The sequence below is a fragment of the Aromatoleum evansii genome (genome assembly GCF_012910805.1).
In the GTDB taxonomy this organism is placed as follows: Bacteria; Pseudomonadota; Gammaproteobacteria; order Burkholderiales; family Rhodocyclaceae; genus Aromatoleum; species Aromatoleum evansii.
Map to the genome: position 1 here is coordinate 1 of NZ_WTVK01000070.1, position 22,800 is coordinate 22,800.

Genomic DNA, 22,800 nt, shown 5'->3' on the forward strand with positions numbered 1-22,800 from the left:
CCCCTTCCCCCCGCACCACCCGCTGCGCCCGGTCGCGCCGGTGCGCGGCGGCGAAGCTCGCGATCGCCCACATCAGGAAGCAGCCGAACAGCAGCAGGTCGGCGAGCGCGCCGTTGGCGAGCAGGTGCGCGAGCGCCCACAGCTGCACGCCGAGCACCATCGGGTGGCCGAGCTTCGCCCGCAGTCGCGTGCCGGGCACGTAGGCGGCGGCGATCAGGACGAAGGCGGGCAGCGTCAGCACCGCGGCCAGGTGCCGCGTCCACAGCGGCGGCGCCCACAGTACGAGCGGGTCGAGCCGCGCCGCGCCGTAGCCCCACACAATCAGGCCGAGGCCGATCGCGGAGGCGAGCGAGTAGGCCAGCTTCCACTTCGCCAGGCCGTAGTGGGCGATGTACTGGGCGCGGTTGTCCTCGGCGAAGATGCGCGCCGAATGGGTGCTGAAGAACAGCAGCAGTCCGAGGATCAGGGCGGTCATGGGGGGTTCTCCGGGTGGGTTGTGAGAGGCGAGTCGGCGCCGGGTGCCCCGTCCGCGGGCGGCGCTGCTTCGCAGACGACCGCGTCGCCGATGCGCAGCACGCCGCCAATAAGGACGCGCGCGGTGACGCCGCCGTGGCCGCGCATGGCGTTGTAGCCGCCGGGGCCGAGCACGTCCTCCATACGCGAGCAGGGCTCGCAGATGCCGGTGAGCTCGAGCACGACCTCGGCGCCAATGCGCAGCAGCAGCGGCTGGTCGCAGAACAGCGTCCGCGCGGCGAGCAGGTTCAGGCCGGAGACCACCAGGTTGCGCCGCAGCAGCGCCGGATCGACCTCGTCGCGGCCCGCCAGCGCCGCGATCGCCGCCAGATGCTCGGCCTGGATCAGGCTCAGCTGGCGCTTGCCGCCACCACGACCGGAGGCGGCGCAGTGATCCCCGGCGAGCCCGCGGCCGGCCAGCGCGCGCGCCTCGCCCACCGGCTGCGCCGCAGCCCGTCGCTCCGGGCGCAACAGGATCGCCTCGAGCCGGCCGGCGTGGGCGAAGCGGCGCGTCAGCGTGCGCAGGTCAACAGGCTCGGCAGCGGAGGCGGCGGAACGGGCAGGCGGCATGGCGGTCAGTGCGGATGAAACACGGCGGACGCATCATCCTACCGCGCCTGCCGTCCCCCGCCCCAGCGCACGCCATGGTTCCGATCCACGCACTGCTCGCCCGCATCCGCTGGGACCCCGCCTTCGGCCGCGGGGAGTTCGTCATCGGCTATTACGACCGTGTCGCCCGACACATTGTCCGCGTGCCGCTGCGCCGGCTGGCGTTCCCGGATCACGACCACTTCGCCTGCACCCTGGTCGATGACGAAGGCGAGATCCGCCAGCTGCCTTTGCACCGCATCCGCGAAGTGCTCAAGGACGGCCGTCTGATCTGGCAGCGCGACGGCCCGCCCGGCGAAGCCCCGCTCCGCCACCGGCCTTCAACTTTGCTCGGCCGTCACCCAGAATGAGCTGCACGCGCACGGCCGTTGTTCTCCAGCATCTTGGCATTCGTTCTGCGAATCATCCGCGATGGCGGCTGCGACGGTCAAAGCTGGCGCGTCTCCTTCCCGCTCTTGCGGCATCTCGTCGATCTCTGAGTCGCGCCCCTGGCGGGAATTGCCGGACAGATACGTCGATGATCGGCGACTTGGGTTCATATCGACACGACATGTCACCACTCGACTTCATATCCGCTGCTGCGCCCACCGTGGCCGGTGGGGCGCAGACACCCCTTCCCGACCAGATCGACCAGTTCCCGGTAGGCGGTCGCACGGCTGCTGTTGGTCAGGCTCCTGTACTTGCGGGTGTTGATGCCGCCCTCGAATCCGTCCGGGCCGGCATCGAGCAGACGGTTGAGCACCTTGCGCTGGCGCTCGTTGAGCGCCGTGGCCTGATGCCTGATCCAGAACCGCGCCTTCGCGAGCGTATTGGCCACGGTCTGCTCGGCTGCGGTCGCAGCCGCCTCGACCTGGGTCAGAAACCACATCAACCACTCGGTGACGTCGAGCCCGCCGCGCTGGGTGTGCTCCAGGATGTCGTAGTAACGTTGCCGCTCCCGCAGGATCTGCGCGGAGACGCTGAAGAGACGCATCGGCTGGCGCTCGTCTTGTGACAACGCCATGTCGGTGATGGCGCGCGCAAGCCGGCCGTTGCCGTCCTCGAAGGGATGCAGGGTCACGAACCAGAGGTGCGCGAGACCGGCACGGATCACGCCATCGAGGCCGGCGTGCGGCCCGTTGAACCATGCAAGAAACCCCTCGAGCTCCGCTTCCAGACCCTCCCCGGGTGGCGCGATGAAGTGGACCTTCTCATTGCCGATACCCCCCGAGACGACCTGCATCGGCTCAATGCCACGCAGTACCCCCACCCGGATCGCGTGCAGCCCCGAGTAGCCGGTCGGAAACAGCGCCGCCTGCCAGCCGAACAGGCGCTCGAGCGTCAAGGCGGCATCGTGGTGCCGCGTCGCGTCCAGCAAGACGTCGATCAGCCCGTCCACCGCGCGCGGCGGCGCGGCCAGTCCCGCCGTCGGCAACCCCAGATGGCGCGCCACCGAGGAGCGCACCGCATCGAGGTCGAGCCGCTCGCCCTCGATGGCGCTGGTGGTCACGCCGTCCTCGACCAGGATGGCAGCCACCGCCTCGAGCGTGAGATTGACGTCGAGTAATCGGGCCGCCCCGAGAACCTTGCCTTGGGCCAGCCGGGCGTGCGCGAGCGGCACCGCCAGTTGAGCCACGTCCCAGCGGAAGCCGGGCCAATCGGGTTGCTGCCAGATCCAATCGAGAGGCGCTTGCATGTTTTATTCGCTCCAATACATGAAGCGATTATGGCGATGAATCGCTTCACCGCCAAGGCGTTCAGCCACCCGCGCAGATCGTCCGCTATCCGCGCCTTGGGACGTTGCCGTAAGCGCTCGCGCCGTATCAGTGCTCTCAGTAGCCCGCGGTGCTGGTGACCTTGGCCGCCCGTTGGGGCGGCATCTTCATCATGTCCTTCGTGCCCATCGGCCACCAGGTCAGGCGATTCATGGGTGCGATGTCCGGTTCCGTGCTGGTGCCCTACTGGCGCCGCTGGCAGTGCACAGCGACGGCGGCGCCAAGCTGGCGCTGACCACAACGGCCGCTGTTATGCTCGTGTTGAAGACACCTCTGCCGGCGATCGCTGCCGGCATTGTTGCGGCTGAGCTTTTCAGGCAACTCTGAGCTTGCACTGGAAGACTGCAGAAGGCGGAGATCCGGTCCCGGCGTCGCCGGAAACTAGTGGCTGCTGCGGTTCGCAGGATCGGAACGCTGGCGCTCGGGCGGACACTGCGACGACAAGCATTGCCCACCTATGAGCGATCTTCTTCGCGGTCGCGGCTCTCGGGGAGGCGTCTAGTGGAAACTTCGCCACCTCGCGGACGTCGTCGGCCGCGCGATGATTGCAGATTCACGAATCCAGTGCGGAACCGTTTAAAAACAGGCGGGCCCGCTCATCGGCGGGCCCGGTTTTGTAGATCGTTCTACAACCACTTTGGATACTGCGATTCGCTAACTACTTGATTCTATGGGGCGACATACCGGGATCGAACCGGTGACACCTGGAGCCACAACTCGGTCGTCAATTTTAAGTTATTGTTTTTATTGGTCGTCTACACCACGCGCCCGTTGCAGATGCATGGTGTCAGCAGGTTGGTGCTTCATGAAGTCACGCAAATCTCACGCAGGCGTTTTCCCCGGAATCGCCACCCTTCGGGCGGGTTCAGCATGAAAAACCAAGTCAATAGGCGCTTGAGCTTTGGCTGAGGCTGGACTGCGATCTGAGCCTATTCTGGGGCGTTGCACCAGAGGCTCGGTTCCCTTACCATTCGCGCAGAGCGTTCCCTAATGGGCCTCTGTTGTGCCGGCGTTGCTCTTAGCACCCGGTGCCGCCTGTTGCCCCTTAGGCCAAGGCGGGCTTTCCTGAATTCACACGGAGAGGCCCTGCAATGGCCAAAAACCTCGCTTCAGCCCGCACCCACGCCTATATCGCGCAATCCTGCCGATGCATCTACTGCGGCGCCCCAATGTGGTCGCAGTCCCCCGAAAAATTCGCCGCTGCCCACGGTATCAGTCTCGTTGACGCTCGCCGATTCCAGTTGACGGCTGAACATCTCACCGCGCGAAGCGAAGGTGGCCGCAACAGTGCGCTCAATATTGCGGCAGCCTGTCTGTTCTGCAATATGAAGCGCCATCAGCGCAAAGCGCCGCCGGCGCCACTCGCTTACCAAGCCTTAGTGCAAATGCGAATCTCCCAAGGCAAGTGGCATCCCAAGCATCTGCTCAAGAAGGTGTTGCACTTGGGTGATCTTCGCGCATGAGAGTGGACTATTCCGTCTGCCTCGGCTGCCTCTCGCGCCTCTACCAACGCATGCCCCACTCCTTCGATCCTGCGTACCCCGACGATCATGCTGAGAGGGAAACTCACGCCAGCGGCGGGTTGAACGTAAAGGCGATCGGACCGGATCAAAGGGCGGCGACGTGCTCCCAATAATCGCCATACTGCATCTCAGCACGGCCTCCGATCGGACGGATATAGGTGCAGAACAGGTCCCCGTGGCGTCAGTGCCATGCTTTCGGCGTTATCCTTGACTGCGAAAAGCGGTCGATCGTGCGGCCCACGTGAGGTGGCCGCGCGGAGGTCGAAGCGGAGATCCTTACTACTAAGATCTAGAAAACGCGTCTCCAAAACCACCAATGACCTGTTCATTCGCGATCGGTAGGCTGTGGGCTCCTATCCACTCAGCAAGGAGCACACCATGTCCAAGCAGTCGCAAACGAAGCCCATGAGCCAACAGCAGCTGAACCATCACGCCAATCAACGCAACCCGAATCGGGGCACGAGCGGCACCAATGCTGCCAATGGGCAGGTTCACGGTAACCGTGGCCATCAGATCCAATTGAATCAGAAATCGCGTTAAGGTCCGCGCTTCCCCGGGCGCCACCCCGGGGAGGCCCTCTCTCATGGAACGATTAACGATGCACGCTAGCTTCCCCACGCTAGGTCAAGTGATGAGGTTCGCGTTCGCCGCATCGGGCGTCCTGCCCCGCAAGCGAGGCGAAGACGATGGGGTGACCGAGCAGGACAAGAAACGGATCCAGCAGCAGCTGAAACGGCTCGCGGACGAAGACGGCAAGCTGCTCGACCAAAGCCAGGAACTGATTTCACAGCTCTCGAACATCCTTGCCGCTACCCTTACAAACACGAAAGCCCTCGTTTCGATCGGCGAGACCACGATGGATCTGTTCGAGGTCTACAACGCCGTCGTGCAGGACGAGGGGACCTTCCTCGGCGAACAAGAATCGATCGCATGGTTCTGCCGCATTCATGCCATCCCCCGCTTGGTGCTTTCCATTCAGAAGCACCTCCTGCGCTTTAACGTCGCTGCCTCGGGCCTCATCACTCCGGACGAGGCGGACTGGTATCTGCCGACCTTCTCCCAGGACGGCATCACTTGGCCGCTGGCAAAAGCCATGCGTTGGGCCTACCGCGTCTGTGACACCAACCGAACGCGCTTTCACTACCCAGGAAAAAGCACCTGGACCGAGAACGAGGAACTGGCGCGTAATCTGGCAAACGCCGAGGATTGGTGCGAGGGACGACGAACACCCTCCTGGACCGCCCTCCATTGGACTTTTTCGCGGTCATTCGAGCACCTCGCGTCCATTGAGGACGTTAACGACAAGCGTGACATCACCGAATCGCTTCGCGAAAGCATTCTGCTCGTGCTTTTCCTCGCGCGGTTAAGTACCTATGTGTGCAAGGCGCTTGCACAGACCTACGGGCAAACGTTCCTCGAGCAGCTTGTGAGCCAGTTTCAGCAGCACCGTGCCTGGCTGGCCGTGGAGACTGCGTCGCTTCGCGACACGACGGCCGACTACATCCGGGAAAAGGCAGTGCCCGCGTCTGCTGTCGATGAAGTGTGGTGGCAGTTCTCCGATGCGTTCTGGAGATGGTTCAGTTACCGTTCCATAGCAAGCGCTCATCAGGTTCACGCTTTGCTCGATCCGGACAGTGATGACCAGTTCCCGGAGGAGACGGTGGCCGACCTCATCTCGATGTTCGGGGACTACGGCGTGCGCACGACCCTCGAAAAGATCGCGATCAGCAGCGAGACAAAGATCCCGGACGGGTTTGCGCAGTGGCTCCACGCCGGCCTCGATCTCAAATCCAATCCTGCCTGCAGCGACGACGATATCGATCGCTATGAGCACGAACTGCACGACAGGAACCTTTCGTCCTGCCTCGGCTGGCTCGCGTCGTGGCTGCGCGCTGTGGCTCGGTACCGAGCGGAAGACTACCGCGCCGCCTTCGACTACATTGAAGAGGCCTTCCAGTGCGCCAAGTACAGAGCCGGCAAGCACCAGTACAAGCTTGTGAACCAGTACGTCGAACTCGCTGCCAAGGTGGGCAGCTGGAAGAGCTTCACGAAGGGCATCGCGTGGGCGCGCTACCTCGGCCTGCAGGTACGGTGGCTGCGCGACAAGGATCCCACGGAGGAGAACCTGCGATTTGTGTTCGCGACGATGAAGGTGGCACGGTACGCCGAGCTGTGACCCGTATCGTCTCCTCCACCGGCAAAATTGCGACTGCTGACTGCGCCACATGCGGACCACCTCACGAGGCGGGAGCCCCTGATGGGGATCGTGGTCCTCATAATCTTTGTCGTACCAATCTCCGGCAATTTCTCGGCCTGACCCGCCGTTAGCCGACCTCCCGATATCCGGTGGCAATGCCGTGGTTACCTGCCGCTCATCGCACAATCATGGCCGGCGTCCGGTCTTCAAGTCGCCTAACTAACGCGAACTCCCGACCGGAAGCGAACGTCAGCTCAACGTCCCAGACCCTGAGTGCGCACTTCGCTACGTCAATCGGCTGTCCTCGGGCGCCTGATTCGGCAGCCTGTCGCGCGCCGTGTGAATGGTCCAGGCCTGCTGATCGGCGCCACCTAGATCTTCAGCAAAGCCGACTATGGCACGGTGGCCGACGTGGTGGGGAGCTTCGCCTAGGGGTTCGTGATGACGACCTTCGGCGCCGGCATCCAAACCCTGACGCCGGCCTCGGTGGCTACCCCAATTGAAGGTGAAGCTGCCTGCCTGACGTCCCTTCGCGGCCCGTGGCGCTTCAGGGCCGCGAAATCTGGACCGGGATGTTCGTTTGCGGCTGCTCCGCCGAGACAGCCCCGATCGACCTGACGACTCCGCTGGAGTCGGTCAGCTGCCAGCGGGCTACCGTACCGGAGGAAACCGAAAGCCTGAGGCTCTTGAACAAGCCATCCTCCGCAATCATGTCCATGTCGGATGCGATCGCCTTCAGGGCCAGGGAGTAAACGGTCTTGCCCGCGATCCGGCCGGCCAGCATGCCGCCGCGAACCGCGTTGTCCATCGGCGTGATGCCCACCGCATCGGCGACATAGAGCTCTGCGAGGCCCTTTTCCGCTTCGTCCGCGGCCTCGGAGACACGCTTGATCACGGCCTCCACCTGCGCGACGCGCGCCTGCGCGAGCTTGTCCTCGCTGTACTTGGCGCCACCCTTGATGGTAGCGACCCGCGCCTGCGCATCCCGGATCGACGAGCGCAGTTCCTTGATCCTCGTGCGAGCGTTCTGCGCGGCCTGCTCCTCGGGCGCGGCCCTGGAAGCATCCGTATAAACCATGCTGGCCGGCTCGAGGATGGTACACCCCGTCATCTTCGAAAGTACCAGGCCGCGCAGCGCCCCCTCGACGACTGGCACCACCGAGCTGCTCTCGAAGGCATACACGGGCTTGAGCGAGGTGGCTAGAGACATGGCGAACTGCGCGACGAGCAGGCCTCCCGCAATGCCCGCGGATTCGGCTGTGAGACCGCCGCTGGGCGGCTTCACGGCGTCGGCGGACTGGGTGTCGAGATCCTGGCGGACCTCCTGCAGTTTCTCCGCCAGCTGGCCGAGGCTGCTAAGCGCCCCGCGCGAAACGCTCAGGAGCGTTCGAACCGATGCTTCATCCATGTAGAGAATCGCGGAGTCCTTGCACAGTACCGCGGGGTTGAGGCTACTGACGATCTTCGTGGCGATGGCTTCGGCATCCCCGTACGCCAGCCGGTTGTAGCTTCCCTGCAGCTTCGGAGCCTTTGGATCGGCCACCTTGTATTTCTGCGGATCGGGGATCAGGGACTTGAGCAACTCCGCCTTCATCTTGGCGAGTTCGAAGTCCGCCTTAGCCGCCTCTGTTTGGGATTTGGAATCCGCCGTGGCGCGCTGGGCGTTGGATGTCGCTTCCTTCAGCAGTTCCGCCGCCAGCTCGGCGCGCAGTTTGGCTGCGTCGACTTCTTCCTTGGTTGTCTGCGCGGCGGCCAGCACCGCATGCAGCGTAAACGTCGCAGCCAGGGTCGCGCGAACATATGTCTTCATTTTCAGTTCTCTCCCTCGAGTGTGCGCAGCCGTAGAGGCAGCCATGGAGGTCGTCAAGCCCCATCGGAGTGACGACGGCGGTCAAATGAATTGGCGCACGCGCAGTTCGTAGTCGCGCACCGTCTGCGACATACGCCGGTGGCGCCGTGCGAGCCGGTTCCTGTCTTCCATCCAGTCGACCAACTGCCGCAGGAGGCCGAAACGGTCGGCACAGGAGATCAGCGTGGACGTCCACTCTTCCCGCTGCATTGCGAGCGCCGTCTCGAAGTGGTCCGGGGCCAGCTCGACGGGCCACATCCCGTTGTCGCGGGCGGCTTTGGCGGCAAAAGCGACCAGGGATTGCGGGGTGCAAGCCCGTGCCACGGCCCGGGCCACGGGATAGATCTCGGGCATCCGCCCCACCAGAATTTCCTTGACCTCCGAGCCCACGTTCTCCATGCCGAGGATGAGGACGCAACCCTCCCCGCCGTCCAGTCGTTCGAGATCATTTAGCGTGGCCCGGGCTGCTCTTGACCGGAAATCCGCTTGTTCACCCAAACCCCTGAGGCCGGCGCGGTCGAGCTGTATGTGCGGCACCATCGCGCCGCTGAAGTAATCGGTGAAGCGGGGCGCCAGGTCCCTCAACAACCTGAGGGACACCTCGCCGGTCTCGTCGGGCTTCTTGTCGCGCAACTGGAAGTAGCGCAGTTCCTGCGTCGTCGACAACTTGGACGGAAGTTCTGCACCACCCCACGAAACGAGGTCCGGCGGGCAATCGACGCCGTGAATCCTGAACAGCATCTGATACGCATGAACAGGAGACAGGCGCCCCAGCCACGGCCCGTTCCCCGCGCCGTCCCACATGCGCGAATTGCGCAGGACGTCGCCGCTCCTGAGCAGCGCCTCCAGCAGCGGGTCAGGATCGTGCGCGAGGGTGGCGATAGCGCAGCGCCAGACAGCGGACTGGGTGAAATCCTCGGAAGAGAGCCTGGTGTTCGCCCGCGCCGCGATGTCGGCAAATTCGGCAACGGCACTCTCCGTGCCTCGGGCCACACGGTCGAGCTCGCCTTGCTCGAAGGCGGCCTGCACCTCCGAAACCTCGACCCGCATGTCGCGACTGACGGCGCGCGCCGCCGGGGAACCGCCAAGCACCTGCCCAGAGACGCCGGAGAGGCGCACCTCCTTGCGCACCTGCTCGCTTTGGTACAACGCCTGCTCGTCGCCTGTCAGCGCACGCGACTCCGTCGGCGTCAGCTTTCGCCCCAGTTGGAGCTTGATCCTCGCCCGCACCGGCACTGGCACCGACTCGAGATCCTCGCCCAAGGCGCGGGCGAAGGCGACCAGGGTGCCGGGAGCCGGCGGTGAGGCACCAGGGGTGAACAACCGGTGGTATTCGCCTTCGACCTGCTGCTCCTGCCGCGTCAGGACCGGGTCCATCCCTACTAGGTAGTAGGTGGCAGCGGCGGTGTGGATGGCCATGGCGGTGGCTTCGTCCTCCGCCGTCATGGCCTGCAACATCAGGCGGCGGAGGTCACGGCGGTGGACCACCGCGTCCGGGTTGGTGGTGCGTTGCACCAGCCACACCTGACCGGCCAGGCGCCCGAACAATGCGCGCGCGCGCTGCTCGTCCACTTCCCCCAGGTTGCAAGGGCCGGCCAGCACATGCTGGATCAGGTGCGGGGTCACGCGACGCAGCACCAGTCCCGGATGCGCCAGGTTCTTCAGGTCCTGGCTTGCGTCGTGCAGTCGGCGCAGGATCCTCTTGTAGAGGAACGACTGCGCGAACTGCCGATCAAACCTCCCGCGGTCGGCCAGCAGTCCATGCGCAGCGGTGACCCCGCCTTGGGCCAAGTAGGTGGCCAGGATCTTCAGCATCAGCGGGTTGCCGCCCAACATGTCAACGAGTTCCGCCAGCGGGAAGTTACCCGCGATGAGGCCCTCTCGCTGCAAGTACATCTCCAGCAGCTTCACTGCGGCCGCCGTGGACAGGTCGTCGAGCTCGATGCGGCGGGACTTACGCACGAGGGCCAATTGGTCCTCGTCGAAAGCGCGGCCGCAAAGGACCGTCTTCAGGTTGGGCAGGCCATCGCGTGTCCTCAACTCGCGCAGCCAACGCCTCAGCGCGTCGAGGTCAAACTCGCTGGCCAGCCCTACCTCCTCGGCCGTGTCCATAATGAGGACGATGTCGCGCGTGATCGGAAGGTAATCGCGCATGCATTCGTGCCAAGCCGAGTAGCTCCCGTGCGCCTTGACCTGCCTCTCGTCGAACGAGTACGAACTGGACGGCCCAGACCGGCCCGATCGCACCGCCCGGCGGTACTCGGACAGGGCCTTCGCCAGTTCGGGGAAGCAGACTTCCAGCTGGCGCGACATTTCCATCATCAGCGTTGTCAGGCTGCCGTTAAACATGGCAGGGCGATCGAAGTCGACGTGAAGGACGGGCGTTTCCGACCGCCGCAACGAATCGGCGAATCTGGCGAGCAGCGCGGATTTCCCGGATCCTCCAGCCCCCGTGATCCAGAGGATGTTCTCGGCGGAGGTTCCGGCGGGCGCCAGAACGAACCTGCGCAGCTTCCTAAGCTGGCCCTGGCGACCCACGAGCCGGCGAGGCAACAGGGATTGCATCGCCTCGTGTGCGTCGCGCTCGGCCAGGAGCCGATCGACCTCGCGCAGCGCTTCCGTGGTGTCGCGCGTCGCAGAGGCGAATTGCAGCGCGGTTCTCAGCAAGCCGAGCTCCTGCATACCGAAAGCTGGGCCGGTGACGGGCTTGCCGCTGAGGACATGGCGCAGGAGCTGGCCCAGCCGATCATCGGGCGCAGGTTGGACAGACGTCATGGCGGCGTACAACTCGTCGCGCGGCATCTCGGCCAACGTCTGTGCACGGGCGTCGGGATTGAGCATCCACCTTGGCGGTCCCTCGTCCAGCACCTCGACGCACTCGGCGGCTAATCGGTCGAGCGCGGCCAGCTGGTCTTCACGCTTGGGATCGATCAACCGCGCGGGATCGAATGCGCCCAAGGTGGCCGCCCGGAACCGCGCCTGCCTCCAGATCCCTTCCGTGTTCGTGTCCATAGTCGACGTCACAGCTCGTTCCTCGCTCGGTCCGCCGCCACGCTCGCCTGCTCGGTCTTGCCCAGCTTTTGCGGGAGGAGATTGTCGAGGTTCAGGATATTCTGGGCCATGCTTTGCGCCTCGCCCTTCTTGCGCGTGATACCGTTGTCCGTCGACTCCCGCTCGATAAAATCCGCAAGCTCCAGCACGTTGAACTCGCGCAGCTGCTCACCCTTGACCTGGGCCAGGACGGCGCCGTCCAAATGGCCGCGAAAGCCGATCAGGACGATCCGCAACCTGGGAACGTTGGACATGCCAGCGTACACCGTCTCGAGGAAGACCCGCACCGAAGTGTTGGCGATCGGATAGCGGTCCACATCGTCGAGAACGAGCCAGACCATCCGACGAGCCGCGAGCAGTTCCAACTGCTTGGCGAACGCGGGAAAGAGCTCGGCAGCGATCCAGGCGGCCTGCGCCGTTTCGGCGTCGTCGGTCTTGGGCAAGTCGTCCACCGGGGTCTGGGCGCCGCGTATGGAATCCAGAATTTGGAGCGCGGCAAGTCGCGCCGTTACCGCGAGCTTGGCGGCCGACAGCTCCACGACGTGGTGTTCGGCTGTCCCGAGAAGCTGGCGCAGGATCTTTGTCGTGAAGCTGCGCCCGGTCTTCGATTCGCCCGCCACCGTGAGGATGCGCTTGTACCCGATGACGGCATCCAGGACGCCCCGCTGGAACTCTTCGCGCCCGATTACCGGCTCACCCGAGGCGAGGCGCCAGACCGGGTCAAACCCCTGCACGTTGTCCATCTGCAGGCCGAACCTGGCGATGCTGAACGTCGTGATGGCGCCGTTGAACAGGGGCTTGCCGGCCGAATCCCTATAGCTGCATTGGTGCAAGCCGATCGGCTTGAACTCGTTGTTGACCAGCAAGCCACCGGAGGAACCGTCGGTGGAGTTGGCGTTGTGATGCAGGCGGGTCTGGTGGCTGCCGGGCCACAGCCTCAGCCCGGCCCCCGGGGTCGAAGCCAACGGGCTACTGGCCGGGTGCTGCAGCAGGGCGACCTGCGCGCTTCCCCCGCCGACTGCGGGCAAGCTGCCTGCATCCAACCGGTAGAAGCCCCGCTCGCGACCGACGGTCCTTGCCAGCCGCAGCACGGCAAAGTCCAGATGCTTGTCGAACCCATCTTCGGGCATCTTGTCCCAATCCAGCGGCTTCGCCTGCGCCGGATCTTCCAGCGGATGGAACTTGCTGTAACCCGCGAGCCAGTCGTCGGCGACGGGAATGACAGCGCCCTGCCCCAGCCCATTGAGCTCGTCGAATGCGATGCGCAGCCGTAGGCTGGAGTCGGGCAGCGGGACATCCTTCGCATCAAGCAAGGACGCGATTACGTGGTAACTGGTTAGCACCGTCTGTGGGCCGACCAGGAAACCGGTGCCGGACTTGTAGGGGCTGCCCCCCGGCGAGCACAGGACGGTGATGCAGCACAGGCGCCGCGTGGCGGTCAGCTTGCCAGCCACTTCGACCTCCACGTTGGGAAATCCGAGGTCCGGACGGGTGATGGCCTCGAGCCGCGGTGAGACCGCGGCCGGCGACCGACCGCCGATGCCCGCGTGGGTCAGTTCTTCCAGCAGCTGCTCGAGAAAGCCCTCATTGTGGGCCTGCTTCAACGCCTCAAGATAAGGTTCCTTTCTGAGGCCGAACACGAGGAACTTGAAAGTGCGCCCCGCCGAGATCTTGTCGAAGATGGCGCCGAATTCGCTGCGCTGCGAGACCCCGGCCGCGTACTCGCGGAGGTCGGCTTCGTCGATTTCCTGCGGCATCAACCCACCCAATTGAGGCGCGGGTCATGCAGGTAGCCCAGGGACCTCAGGCCACTGAGCGAGTGCGCGTAGTTCTCCTTGCGCCACGCGCCGGCGAAATGCAGGCCCGCGGCTTTCATCGGGGAGTGGATCGATGCGATGAGCGAACCCGAATTGCCGGCCAACGTGGTGGCGTCGTGGCTGGCCGTGTGGGGAAACTCCTGCAGCAAGGAGGGAGGCGTCTTGACAACGCCCGGCGAAAAATACTTGGTCCCGTAGTCCGCGGCAAACAGCGCCTGCAGGCGCTCCAGCCCCTCAACATCGATCTCGCCGTGGTCATTGCGCGGCTTCGCGCTCATGCGCGCGGGGTACCCGACCACCACCATTTCGCGGCCGGGATCCAGGGCACCGCCGGCCTTCAACAGCTCCAGTGGCGGCGGCAAGCCGTTGTTGCCGGCGAGACTCGTGCCCTTGACGCGCAGCAACGCGAAATCAGGCTTCTCGAAGTCGATGAGATACACATCGATATGCTGCGGCCCCGCTTCCGCAACCGAGAGGATCTCAAACTTGGTGGCCAGCGTTTGCGCCGTCGGCTCCTCGCTGAAATCGATGGTGCAGTTGCCGTCTTTCATCAGCCATTGGGCCGGGTGGTCGCGGGTTGGCGTCGGATAGGCAATGCCTTGCAACACGTGCCGGTTGGTCAGGATCAGTTCTTCCCCCACCATCCAGCCGGTACCGACGTGAACGCCATCCAGGTCAATGCGGCCGACTGCGCCCACCCGGGCCGAGAACTGCGAATTCGACTTTAGGTTGTAGATCGGGAAGCTCCACTGCTCGGCCCGCGGGTCGTTGTCGTCGACGTCACCGTTCCGCACCCGCAAGGCCGGCCGGCCCTTCATCTCGATCAGTGCTTCGAGGCCGAGCCTGGCCTCGGGCGAGCGGATGGCACCGCCCTGGTTGATCTCCTGCACCAGCTTGCGGACCGATTCGGTGACGGCCTTCTTGTCCCGTTCCGGTGCCGTGGAGCCGGCGATGAAGCGCCCGGTGTCCGCCAACAGTTTCTTGCCGGCCTCGCCGGCAAGGAAGTCCCGAGCGGCCTCCAGTGTTTCGCCGGGCGCTGCGGATTCGGCAATCGTCCCTACGGGCAGGAGCACCGCGCTCCGCCGCGCGTCGGCGGCGGATGGCGTGGGCAGCGTCGGCCTGGATACCGACGACTGCGCAGACTGGCCGAAGCGGCTGAGTCGCTGGTCGGGCGAGGTGTTCACCGCTGCCGCCAGCCGCGCCGAAGGGCGCGTGCCTTCCGACTTAGCCTCTGGCGTCAGGTTGCGCAGCTGCTGGTCGAACCTGGACTGCGACAGCGCGATGGCGGAGAGCTCCGCGCCGAAAAGTCGAGCATCGAACGCCGGGTCGCGCGTGGCTGTGCCGAACTGCTCCAGCAGCAGTTCCTCCACCCAGTCTTCCTCCCCCGCGGCAGCCGCCTCAGCTTCGACGATCTGAATGGAGCCGAGCGCCAGGTTCCCCAGCTTTTCCGCGTCGAGCATTCCGGCGCCCAGGTCCGTGTCCCACCCATTTGGCGCGTGCGCGGTCTGCTTCAACGCCGTGGCATACAGCCGTGCCACGGTGACGCCACGCCGGCGTGCTTCCGCGATGACCGCACCGCGCCCGTGCCGGGACAGCCAGACCGCCGCGGCGCCGGCGAGCAGCGAAGTGGCATACGAGGTGCCCTGGCTTGGCGAGACGAGCGCCGGATCGGCGGTCGGCTTGGCTCTCTCGGCGCGCCACACGAATTCGGCCGGCGCGGACACCGTCACCCGGGAGCCACGCGAACTTCCTTTCCAGCCCTTGCCGCCAGGGCCTACGCCGCCGGCAGCGATCGCTTCCGGGTAACGCGCGGGCCAGACCACAATGCCAACGCAGTTGCCCGAAGCGGCCACCACGATCACGTCCTGTGCCACCGCATCCTTCATTGCCGCGTGCAAGGCGCGCCCCGCCAGGCCCCCAAGGCTCAGTGAGATCACGTGGCAGCCGCTACGCACGGCGTGCGCAATGGCAGCAGCAACCGGCGCCGTGTTGAAGACCTTCACGTCATCGATGCAGCGGATCGGAACTACCTTGGCTTCCGGCGCCGCACCGGTGATCTGCCCATTGCCCCGGCTGGCCAGCACGCTGGCGGTGGAGGTCCCGTGGCCCGGATTGGCCATGCCTGGGGACAGAGGATCCTTGGGATCCTGGTTTCCTTCCAGTAGGTTGGTCGCCCACGTCATGTCGAACATGTCACCGACCAGCTCGGCGTGCTCGGTGATGCCGGTATCGGGCTGGGCGACCAGGATGTCCTTGCCTCGCGAATGCTGGTGCGCCACATCCAACTTCGAGTGCTTCAGCACCCAGCGCTTGTCTTGCGGCGCGTTGCCATCCGCCCAGCAAAGTGAACCGAGGAAACTCGATTCGAGGTTGGGGCCACCGGCCGGCGGCGCGGGGTCAAGATATACGTCGGCGCCCAGGTCCGGCTCACAACTTCCCAGGCCCAACGTGTCCGTCAGCGCATACGCGATGTCGAACGCCTCATGCTGCGGAAACACACGCTGCAGAGTCGGAAAGCGCAGTACATGGAATCGTCCCGCTGACTGCGAACCGACATCGAGCGGCTCGACCACGAAGCGGTCCGAGGAAATGAACTGCTGGAGCTTCGATTCCACAACAGCGATTTGCTCGCCGGGCCTAAGTTCGAGCACGAACCTCAGTTCATCGGGCGGTAATCGGCCGCGGTCTGCATCTTGAACTGCGCGCGCAGCTGAAAGCGCGGCGGTGAGATAGGCGATGTGCTTGCTCATGCGTCCCTCCCCTTTTTTTGACAGGAGCATTCTGCTCGGCGGCAGCGGTGCGCGCAACAATCCACAGTTGCTGACGACTGGGCGCGCGGCGATCGGCACGCGTCATCCCGCTTGCATGATCCCATATGAAGGCATAGTCAGCAGTATCGCTTAAGCGAAGTGCCTTTACACATACGTCTGTCGCGTGTGGGCGAGTGCCGAAACATCATCTGTAACCCAAACGGCTGCTTCTGGCCGAGGTTGTGTAGAAAGGGGGGCGGACGCGCCACCTGTGACCCACTTCCGCACGCCGCTGGGCGTGCGCAGGTGATTGGATGACGACTAGGCGCAGTTATTGAGGTGGTAAAAAGCCTGCTTCAGGCCCTCACCGCCACCATCAACGCCTCGTTTCCCATCAAACATTACCCGCTTGAATGAGCCACCTCTTCGTATCCCACAATTGGAAGATGATGTTTCACAGTCCCCTCCTGGCTGTTATGCACAGCTGTGCATAACAGCCAGGAGGGGACTGTCGCCTTTTCTCTCAAACCGCCATTCGAGGGGCTGCACCCCTGTGGAAACTGCCGTCCGGCCTGCGAGAGCAACTCGGCCGGAACTGTCACGTCCAGGCCAGACCGTGGGCACGGCCGTCGATGCTCCGTTTTAGGTTTCAGATCTGAATGATGGGATTCAGACGACCATCTGCACCAAGCGAATGTTGTAGTTGGTGGCGAACGTACGGGTAGCGCCGTCGAACTTGTGGGCGACGAGGATTGCTTCAACGTGGCCAGAATTTATCGGATGGCCACTGGCTGCCTCGAGGAGCGCACGATACTTGATGCATTGGTGCGCGCCCGGGAGGGTGTCGATAGTCTCGATCTCGACGACGGCCGCCTTCCCGCCGGGAACATCGAACTTGATATCGACTTGGTCGCCGCTGAGGTAGGGGAATTCGATCGACGCAACGGCGGATTTAGGTAGGCCAATTTTTTCCGGGTGTGCGGCAACATATTCCTTCAGTTTGCGGTGCGCTTCGCTCTCACCGCCGCCACCGCAGCCGCCGCCAAATGACCCGCCGCCGTCCGGGGGTTGCCGGACCGGCTTTCGGAAGCCGGGAGGAAGTGCAGTTAGAAGAATGTCGCGCTCTTCGCGGTCACCGAGCAGATTAATCAGGTCCGTCAGCAACGCCTCGGTGGTCTCTGATTGCAGGTATCGGAACAAGCCGGTTCCCCAAAAGCGAGAGCCATCCTTGTTCTTGAAATATCGCCAGAAATTCAACTTGCGGGCGACGTCGTCTGGAATGCGTATGTCCATAGTGCCGTCGGATTCCGCCATGTAGCCCCAGCCTTCCTCGAGAAAGACCTTCGGACCGACCCGAAAGCAGCCAAAGACAAAGCGGTCGGTCTGTGCGCCGCCCGGAAGAAGGGTGGTCAGAAAAGCGATGTCGCCCGGCTCGACACCGTTCATCGGTATCGGCATCCCCTTCTTTTCACCGTGGTGAAAATAGCCGCTGCCGAAGCGAAAAGGCTTTCGGCTGAAGAGGGCAGCCTCGTAACACCATGGGGCCGCATTAGCTGACAGGCTTGGGCGACGCCCGGTGAAATTGCCGTCAGCAAACGTCCGACATGGAACGCGCCGGTCCGAGCAGTTCGTCATTTTCCGGGTGAGTACATTTTCAAGGATCGCTCGGTCGGAGCAGACTCCTCGGTATCCAACGAGGCCCGCGCCAGCACCGCCGTCGTTGTACGTGACTTTGAATGCAACGGCTTTCACGAATATCTCCTATAGGTTAGCTGTGGTTCGTGAGGGGCGGTCTCGCTCTGTAGCGATTCGACCCATGTCATTCTCAAACAGCATCTCTTGGAAAGGTTAGATGGTAGGCATACCCACTACAGGTGTCGATGACCTGCGGGCAATAGCTGACGTACAGCCTATTACTGTCGCAACAAGCAACGGCTCAGCTCAGGAAGCCGGCCTTGAAGCCGTGGTGCCATTAACGGCGATAGCGGGTCGAAAGTTCGAGTTCACCCGCTGGAGATGCGGCCATTGACCGCGGCTAAACGGCGGTTGACCGGCACATTGCCGCCCGACACAGGCCATAAGACTAATGGCCGTTCAGGCCGAACTCCGGCCGCGGAAGTACTCTGCCATGTCGAATCCCTGCTCGTGAGGTCACCGCCTCCTCGACCGCGGCCCAGATGAAGTTCACGGGCCATACGAACCCACCGCCCCTGGCAGACTGCGATGTGCCGCAGTCGGGCACGCCCACTGCGCGTTATCATCCCTCATACCCCTACGTCGTAGATAAGCGATGCGCGCGACAACGCTGCTGATCCTGGCCCATTTCGCTATTGGCCCCTGCCTCGCAGGACCCAACGACAATTATCCCTTCACGGTAGAAAGCGAGCCGGACGGCGACGGGCACCGGATCGTTGCTCGCAACAGCGGACCGGCACCGGTTTCGGTGAAGGTGGCTCTGCTCTATTCCGTGTATGCAACACCGGATCGCAAGTTTCCCGTGTTCGCGGTCGTGCCGCCGAACGGCGGGGTCCTGCATCTGGGGCGGTTCAAGCGCACGATGTCGGGCGTCGGCTATTCGTTCCGGTATTCGAGTTCCTGGTTGCTGGGGGACTTCAACGCACGACAAAGTGCCGATGCGCTGTATCGCCTTCCGTACCGCGACGGCAGTGGATACCCGATCGGCCAGGCCCCGGGCGGAGCAATCACGACCCATCAGTCGCCGGATAGTGCTCACGCGGTCGACATCGTGATGCCGCAAGACACGCCGGTACTGGCCGCGCGCGACGGAACGGTGATCTATACCGAAGCCAACCAGAGGTATGGAGGCAAAACGCCCGATCTGCTGGACAAGGCGAATGAGGTGCGGATTCGGCACGCTGACGGGACAATCGGCGTCTACGCACACCTCGCCCACGGGGGCGTGCAGGTGTATCCGGGGCAGCGTGTGGCAGCCGGGGAACAGATCGGCTTGGTGGGCTCTACCGGATATTCGTCGGGCCCTCACTTGCATTTTGTCGTGCAGCAGGTTGTCCGGAACGGCGACGATCTGGGGATGGCGTCGATCCCGTTTCGGTTCTACGTGGGCAACCCGCCGGTTCCGTTCCGTCCGAAATCCGGCGCACTCATCGTGGCGGACTACTCGTCGTCCGCTTCGGCGTCAAACGGTGCGTTTCGGAGTGCCGCACAGGACAGGGCCTCCATAGGCCTGCTGCCGCAGGTAACGGGGTCCTTCCCGACGACCTCCGATCTGGTCCTAAAGACGGGTGTCCTGCAGGTTGGCACGTACGTGCGAACCCTTCCTGCATGGGGCTGGTTCGCGATGATGTTCGGGGTCGTGTTCCTGATCCTGCGCCTGAGCCGATGGCGCGCTGAGAGGAGGATGCGTGCGGTATTCGAGCCGCGCGAGCCCTCACTCGAGACTCACCGCTCCCGCAATCCGGACTTCGGCGTGCAGACGCCGTGGGCAAGGCTACTCCGCGCTTGCGGCGGCGATATCGGAAAGGCAGAGCGTCTGATCGATCACGAGCAGCGGAAGGCACCGGGAATTTCGCGTGACGAAGCGGCGTCGCGGGCTTCGGAGCGACTGGAGCGCGACAGGCGCTAGAGACCCCGCCCTGCGGGTCTCCACCTGCAGGCTCAGCCTTTGCCCCCGTTCGCCGGATGGTCAGTAGTCCCCGGCTCTGGATTGACGTCGGTATCGCCTGCCTCGCCCCGGTGAGCCAGTGACGAAGACCGTCGCCGCGGGGACATCCGTCCTCTACCCTGCCGCCTGGATGCCATTGACGGGCCGTGCCTCGTCAGCCAAGCGCTCCCTGTCACAAGCGCATCTGCTACGACCTACAGCGTTGCGGCCCCAGCGCCGCCCTAAACGAACGCCGCCGGGCGCCGTGAAGACCGCGATGGCCATCCAGCTGTCGTTGATGGTGCCGCAACCGCCGACATCCAGAACAATGCCGCTCGGCACGCCGATTTGCGTGACTTCTTGCGCGAGCCCATTCGCTGATGGATGTTCGCCGAGCGGCTGATTACTTTCTGGAAAAAGACTGCATCGAGCCGGGTAACACCTGGATCTATCGGCCGTCTGCGTGACTTCGGCTCGATGCTGAATGCTTAGAGGATTACTCTAAGTCATTGATTTTTTGGGCGACATACCGGGATCGAACCGGTGACACCTGGAGCCACAACTCGGTCGTCACTTTTAAGTGATTGTTTTTATTGGTCGTCTACACCACGCGCCCGTTGCAGATGCATGGTGTCAGCAGCATGGTGCTTCATGAAGTCACGTAAATCTCACGCAAGGGTTTTGGGCGGAATCGCCGCACTCCGGTCCGGGTTCAGCCAATCGTAATCAGATCAGAACCGCCCGCGTTCGTCTCTGGGGTGCGGGAGCGTTCGTCCGTGACAATGCTAGGGATGCGGGCATTACACCAGCCTCATCGCCGGTACCGCGTTCGCCTCGACCAAGCTGCCTTTGCCAAGGCGGTTCCTGGCGATCTTCCTGCTCACCTAGTCGAAGAACAGCATTTCAGTACTGTTGCTCAAACGCCAACCCGGTGTGTGCTAATCCGCCACGTCACTCACTAAGCACAAGCCAACGCCAGGACAAACAGTGCATGCGCGGACGGGCTGGCAATCCATGTGTCGGGAGAGCGCAGTCCCTTGAGCGTGTTGAACTCGCAGCGGTACCAAAACTCACCTCGCGAGGGGCGCGCAGCCGGCGATCTACGAGAGCCATAAGCTCGTTGCCGTCGGCATCGAGCAGCACCCGGCCCTGCTGCAACTCGCCTCGGGCGTAGCCGAGCTGCAGGTTCAGTCGATCTCTGGAGAAATCACTCCCATGGTCTTCTCCGGTTTCAAGTCACATAGAAGACGCCCGCATGCAGCCCGAAGGGGGGTGTATTCATCGGTTAACGGCCGATCCAAGGGCACCTTGAGACGTCTTCGCTCCATAGGCACTTGCAAGTCCTGCGGCATAAGCTATGCTGATTCCATGTTCTAGAAAGCCGACTTTACTAGATCTAAGTCTTCTTGGCAGTACTTGTCACATCGCGAAGCGGTTGAGGATTCGGCTTAAGCAATCCTTTGGTTGTTGAGTGGATTTTTCGCCAATGCGCTGGTGGCTCATTTGCGCTCCGGCCATTATCGATGCATTGCAGCGCCGTTCTGAGTTCTGGCGGCAGGAGCTGCCCGTTTAGTTGCGGCAATCGGATTATCCAGCTACTCGGCGATAGGGCGGTCGCACGCGCATAAGGAGGCGAATCGATGAAGAGGCTGCTTCTTGATGTGCATCTGCGTGTGCGGATTCTTGCCGCGCCATTAATCGTTTGTGCCTTGGTAGGCGGATGTGCCAGCACCGTTAGCCCCCAGCTTTTTCCACCACCGATGGTCGTTTCCGAGGAAGAGCGTGCGGTTACCGCGTGCGACGCCTACCTGGCGAGCCGCAATGAAGAGCGCAAAGGAGACGCCGCTCTCTGGCTATTCGACAGCCAACTCACTCTTTGCCGCGCACGCGAGCGCGCCGACCTGCTCCGCCGGGAGTATGTAGGAGCAGTGGTCGATCAGTCAGCGGAAAGGAGCGTGATCAACACAATGCTGCTGGGAATCGGCGGCGTCGCCGGTTACCAACTGCTCAAACATGGCCTGGACGGCAGCAACGCGACTTTGCGCTACCTTGCCGCGGCCGGCGGCACTGTTTATGGCTATTCCACACTTACGCTGCCCCACGCAAGGCAGGTTGTCTATCTGGGGGGCGCCGAGGCGTTAACATGTATTTACGGGGCATCCGATGAACTGCAAATTTCGCCAGCCGAACTAGGTTCCATCATTAACGATGAGGCCGCATTGCGAGCTTCGATCGAAAACTTGCGCACCATCATGGGAAACAAGTTCAAGGAAGAGTACGGGCGTCCCGACCGCTGCAAGACCAATCGCTCTAGCCCAACTGGCTGCGAGTCTGGCGCGAACGACGTGGGAAAAAAGCTATTTGACGCGGCTCGACCCAAAGGATGCGTAGACCGTCCCGCCGTCACGACCTGCGATGAGAGTCTTCCTCGAGCTTCCGAGGCCCTCGAGCCGGAGATCAGCGAGGCGGAGAGATTGCATGCGCGTGTGCGTATTCAACTGAGCAGAATCGGGGCTAAGGCTGGGGAGGTGCGCCAAGCGACGGACAAAGTCAGCTATTCGATCAGTGGTGAGGTGCTCAAGACCGAAGCCTCGTCGGCAGCCGTGCTTAGTACCATCGAAAGCATGCGGGGAGTCGTTTCGCAGCTGATGGGGTCCGCCCAGAGCGGTGAAAAATTCCTGAGTAAGTTGCCAAGCGCCGACGACAAGCGCGTTCGCTATCCCGAGTTCGAGGCAGCGGTCTATCAGCTTCGGAACACCGCGGCCCGTGTGCGGGAGCACGAACAAGCTTTGTCAGGCCGGTTGAGCGCGTTTCCAGACAAGATGGGTGCTTGCCAGGGCATTGAAACTATGGGCCGGATCACTGTGGAACCGAATCCGGACCAACTGACCCTCGTACCCAATCGGCTATTTACGCTGTTTGCCACCGGTAGCAACGCTACGCCCAGCGTCAATCTGCTGGATGACCCAGCCAGCGCGGTCAGCCTTCTGAAGCTGTCCCCGTTTGATGGACGCCATCAAGGGCACTGCGGCAGCAAGTTATCCACGGGCGCGCGCCTGCGGCGCCTCATACGCAGGCAGAGCGCGCGGCGGTGGATAACTTGCGGTGCCGACCG

At 63.4% G+C, this 22,800-nt stretch carries 14 protein-coding genes; 6 read left to right on the plus strand and 8 right to left on the minus strand.

Annotated elements, in window-relative coordinates:
* Together GO615_RS23960 and GO615_RS23965 are read right to left on the minus strand one after the other, a co-directional pair.
* Nucleotides 1–475, minus strand: a 475-nt coding sequence (locus GO615_RS23960) for an NnrU family protein (RefSeq protein ID WP_169132400.1), incomplete at its 3' end; no start/stop codon positions are given.
* On the minus strand, nucleotides 472–1,083 hold the full coding sequence (locus GO615_RS23965; RefSeq protein WP_169132401.1) for an MOSC domain-containing protein: 612 nt from the start codon (nucleotides 1,081–1,083) through the stop codon (nucleotides 472–474). The genes GO615_RS23965 and GO615_RS23960, both read right to left, overlap by 4 nt.
* Before the next feature lie 74 nt (nucleotides 1,084–1,157).
* Here GO615_RS23965 and GO615_RS23970 point away from each other — a divergent pair, with 74 nt between their 5' ends.
* Entirely contained in the window at nucleotides 1,158–1,472 is a 315-nt protein-coding gene (locus GO615_RS23970) for a DUF504 domain-containing protein (protein WP_169132402.1), read from the plus strand.
* A 203-nt stretch (nucleotides 1,473–1,675) separates the two neighbouring features.
* Here GO615_RS23970 and GO615_RS23975 read toward each other — a convergent pair whose 3' ends face one another.
* Nucleotides 1,676–2,797: a Fic family protein gene (locus tag GO615_RS23975; RefSeq protein ID WP_169132403.1), complete on the minus strand. Its 1,122-nt coding sequence runs from the start codon at nucleotides 2,795–2,797 to the stop codon at nucleotides 1,676–1,678.
* A 1,170-nt stretch (nucleotides 2,798–3,967) separates the two neighbouring features.
* On the opposite strand from GO615_RS23975, the gene GO615_RS23985 reads away from it, so the two are divergent.
* The 3 genes from GO615_RS23985 to GO615_RS23995 all read left to right on the plus strand — a co-directional run bounded on the left by GO615_RS23985 (nucleotide 3,968) and on the right by GO615_RS23995 (nucleotide 6,575).
* Nucleotides 3,968–4,339, plus strand: a complete 372-nt coding sequence (locus GO615_RS23985; RefSeq protein ID WP_169132404.1) for an HNH endonuclease — start codon at nucleotides 3,968–3,970, stop codon at nucleotides 4,337–4,339.
* Nucleotides 4,340–4,777: 438 nt separating this feature from the next.
* Nucleotides 4,778–4,939: a hypothetical protein gene (locus GO615_RS23990; protein WP_211167332.1), complete on the plus strand. Its 162-nt coding sequence runs from the start codon at nucleotides 4,778–4,780 to the stop codon at nucleotides 4,937–4,939.
* Nucleotides 4,940–5,030: 91 nt separating this feature from the next.
* On the plus strand, nucleotides 5,031–6,575 hold the full coding sequence (locus GO615_RS23995; protein ID WP_169132405.1) for a hypothetical protein: 1,545 nt from the start codon (nucleotides 5,031–5,033) through the stop codon (nucleotides 6,573–6,575).
* A 568-nt stretch (nucleotides 6,576–7,143) separates the two neighbouring features.
* Here the strand turns inward: GO615_RS23995 and GO615_RS24000 are convergent.
* The 5 genes from GO615_RS24000 to GO615_RS24020 all read right to left on the minus strand — a co-directional run bounded on the left by GO615_RS24000 (nucleotide 7,144) and on the right by GO615_RS24020 (nucleotide 17,815).
* The gene (locus GO615_RS24000; RefSeq protein WP_169132406.1) at nucleotides 7,144–8,406 is read right to left on the minus strand and encodes a hypothetical protein; all 1,263 of its coding nucleotides are present in this window, start codon (nucleotides 8,404–8,406) and stop codon (nucleotides 7,144–7,146) included.
* An 81-nt stretch (nucleotides 8,407–8,487) separates the two neighbouring features.
* The gene (locus tag GO615_RS24005; RefSeq protein WP_169132407.1) at nucleotides 8,488–11,457 is read right to left on the minus strand and encodes an ATP-binding protein; all 2,970 of its coding nucleotides are present in this window, start codon (nucleotides 11,455–11,457) and stop codon (nucleotides 8,488–8,490) included.
* Between the two features lie 8 nt (nucleotides 11,458–11,465).
* Complete coding sequence (locus GO615_RS24010; protein WP_169132408.1) at nucleotides 11,466–13,253, minus strand: trypsin-like serine peptidase; 1,788 nt, start codon at nucleotides 13,251–13,253, stop codon at nucleotides 11,466–11,468.
* Nucleotides 13,253–16,063 (minus strand): S8/S53 family peptidase, encoded by a 2,811-nt coding sequence (locus GO615_RS24015; RefSeq protein ID WP_211167333.1) that lies wholly within the window; start codon nucleotides 16,061–16,063, stop codon nucleotides 13,253–13,255. The genes GO615_RS24010 and GO615_RS24015 overlap by 1 nt, the downstream gene beginning before the upstream one ends.
* Before the next feature lie 669 nt (nucleotides 16,064–16,732).
* Nucleotides 16,733–17,815 (minus strand): hypothetical protein, encoded by a 1,083-nt coding sequence (locus GO615_RS24020; protein WP_169132409.1) that lies wholly within the window; start codon nucleotides 17,813–17,815, stop codon nucleotides 16,733–16,735.
* Nucleotides 17,816–18,353: 538 nt separating this feature from the next.
* Here GO615_RS24020 and GO615_RS24025 point away from each other — a divergent pair.
* Both GO615_RS24025 and GO615_RS24030 read left to right on the plus strand, forming a co-directional pair.
* Complete coding sequence (locus GO615_RS24025; RefSeq protein WP_169132410.1) at nucleotides 18,354–19,667, plus strand: M23 family metallopeptidase; 1,314 nt, start codon at nucleotides 18,354–18,356, stop codon at nucleotides 19,665–19,667.
* 1,658 nt (nucleotides 19,668–21,325) lie between these two features.
* Nucleotides 21,326–22,800 (plus strand): hypothetical protein (locus GO615_RS24030; protein WP_169132411.1); only part of this gene is annotated, 1,475 nt, incomplete at its 3' end.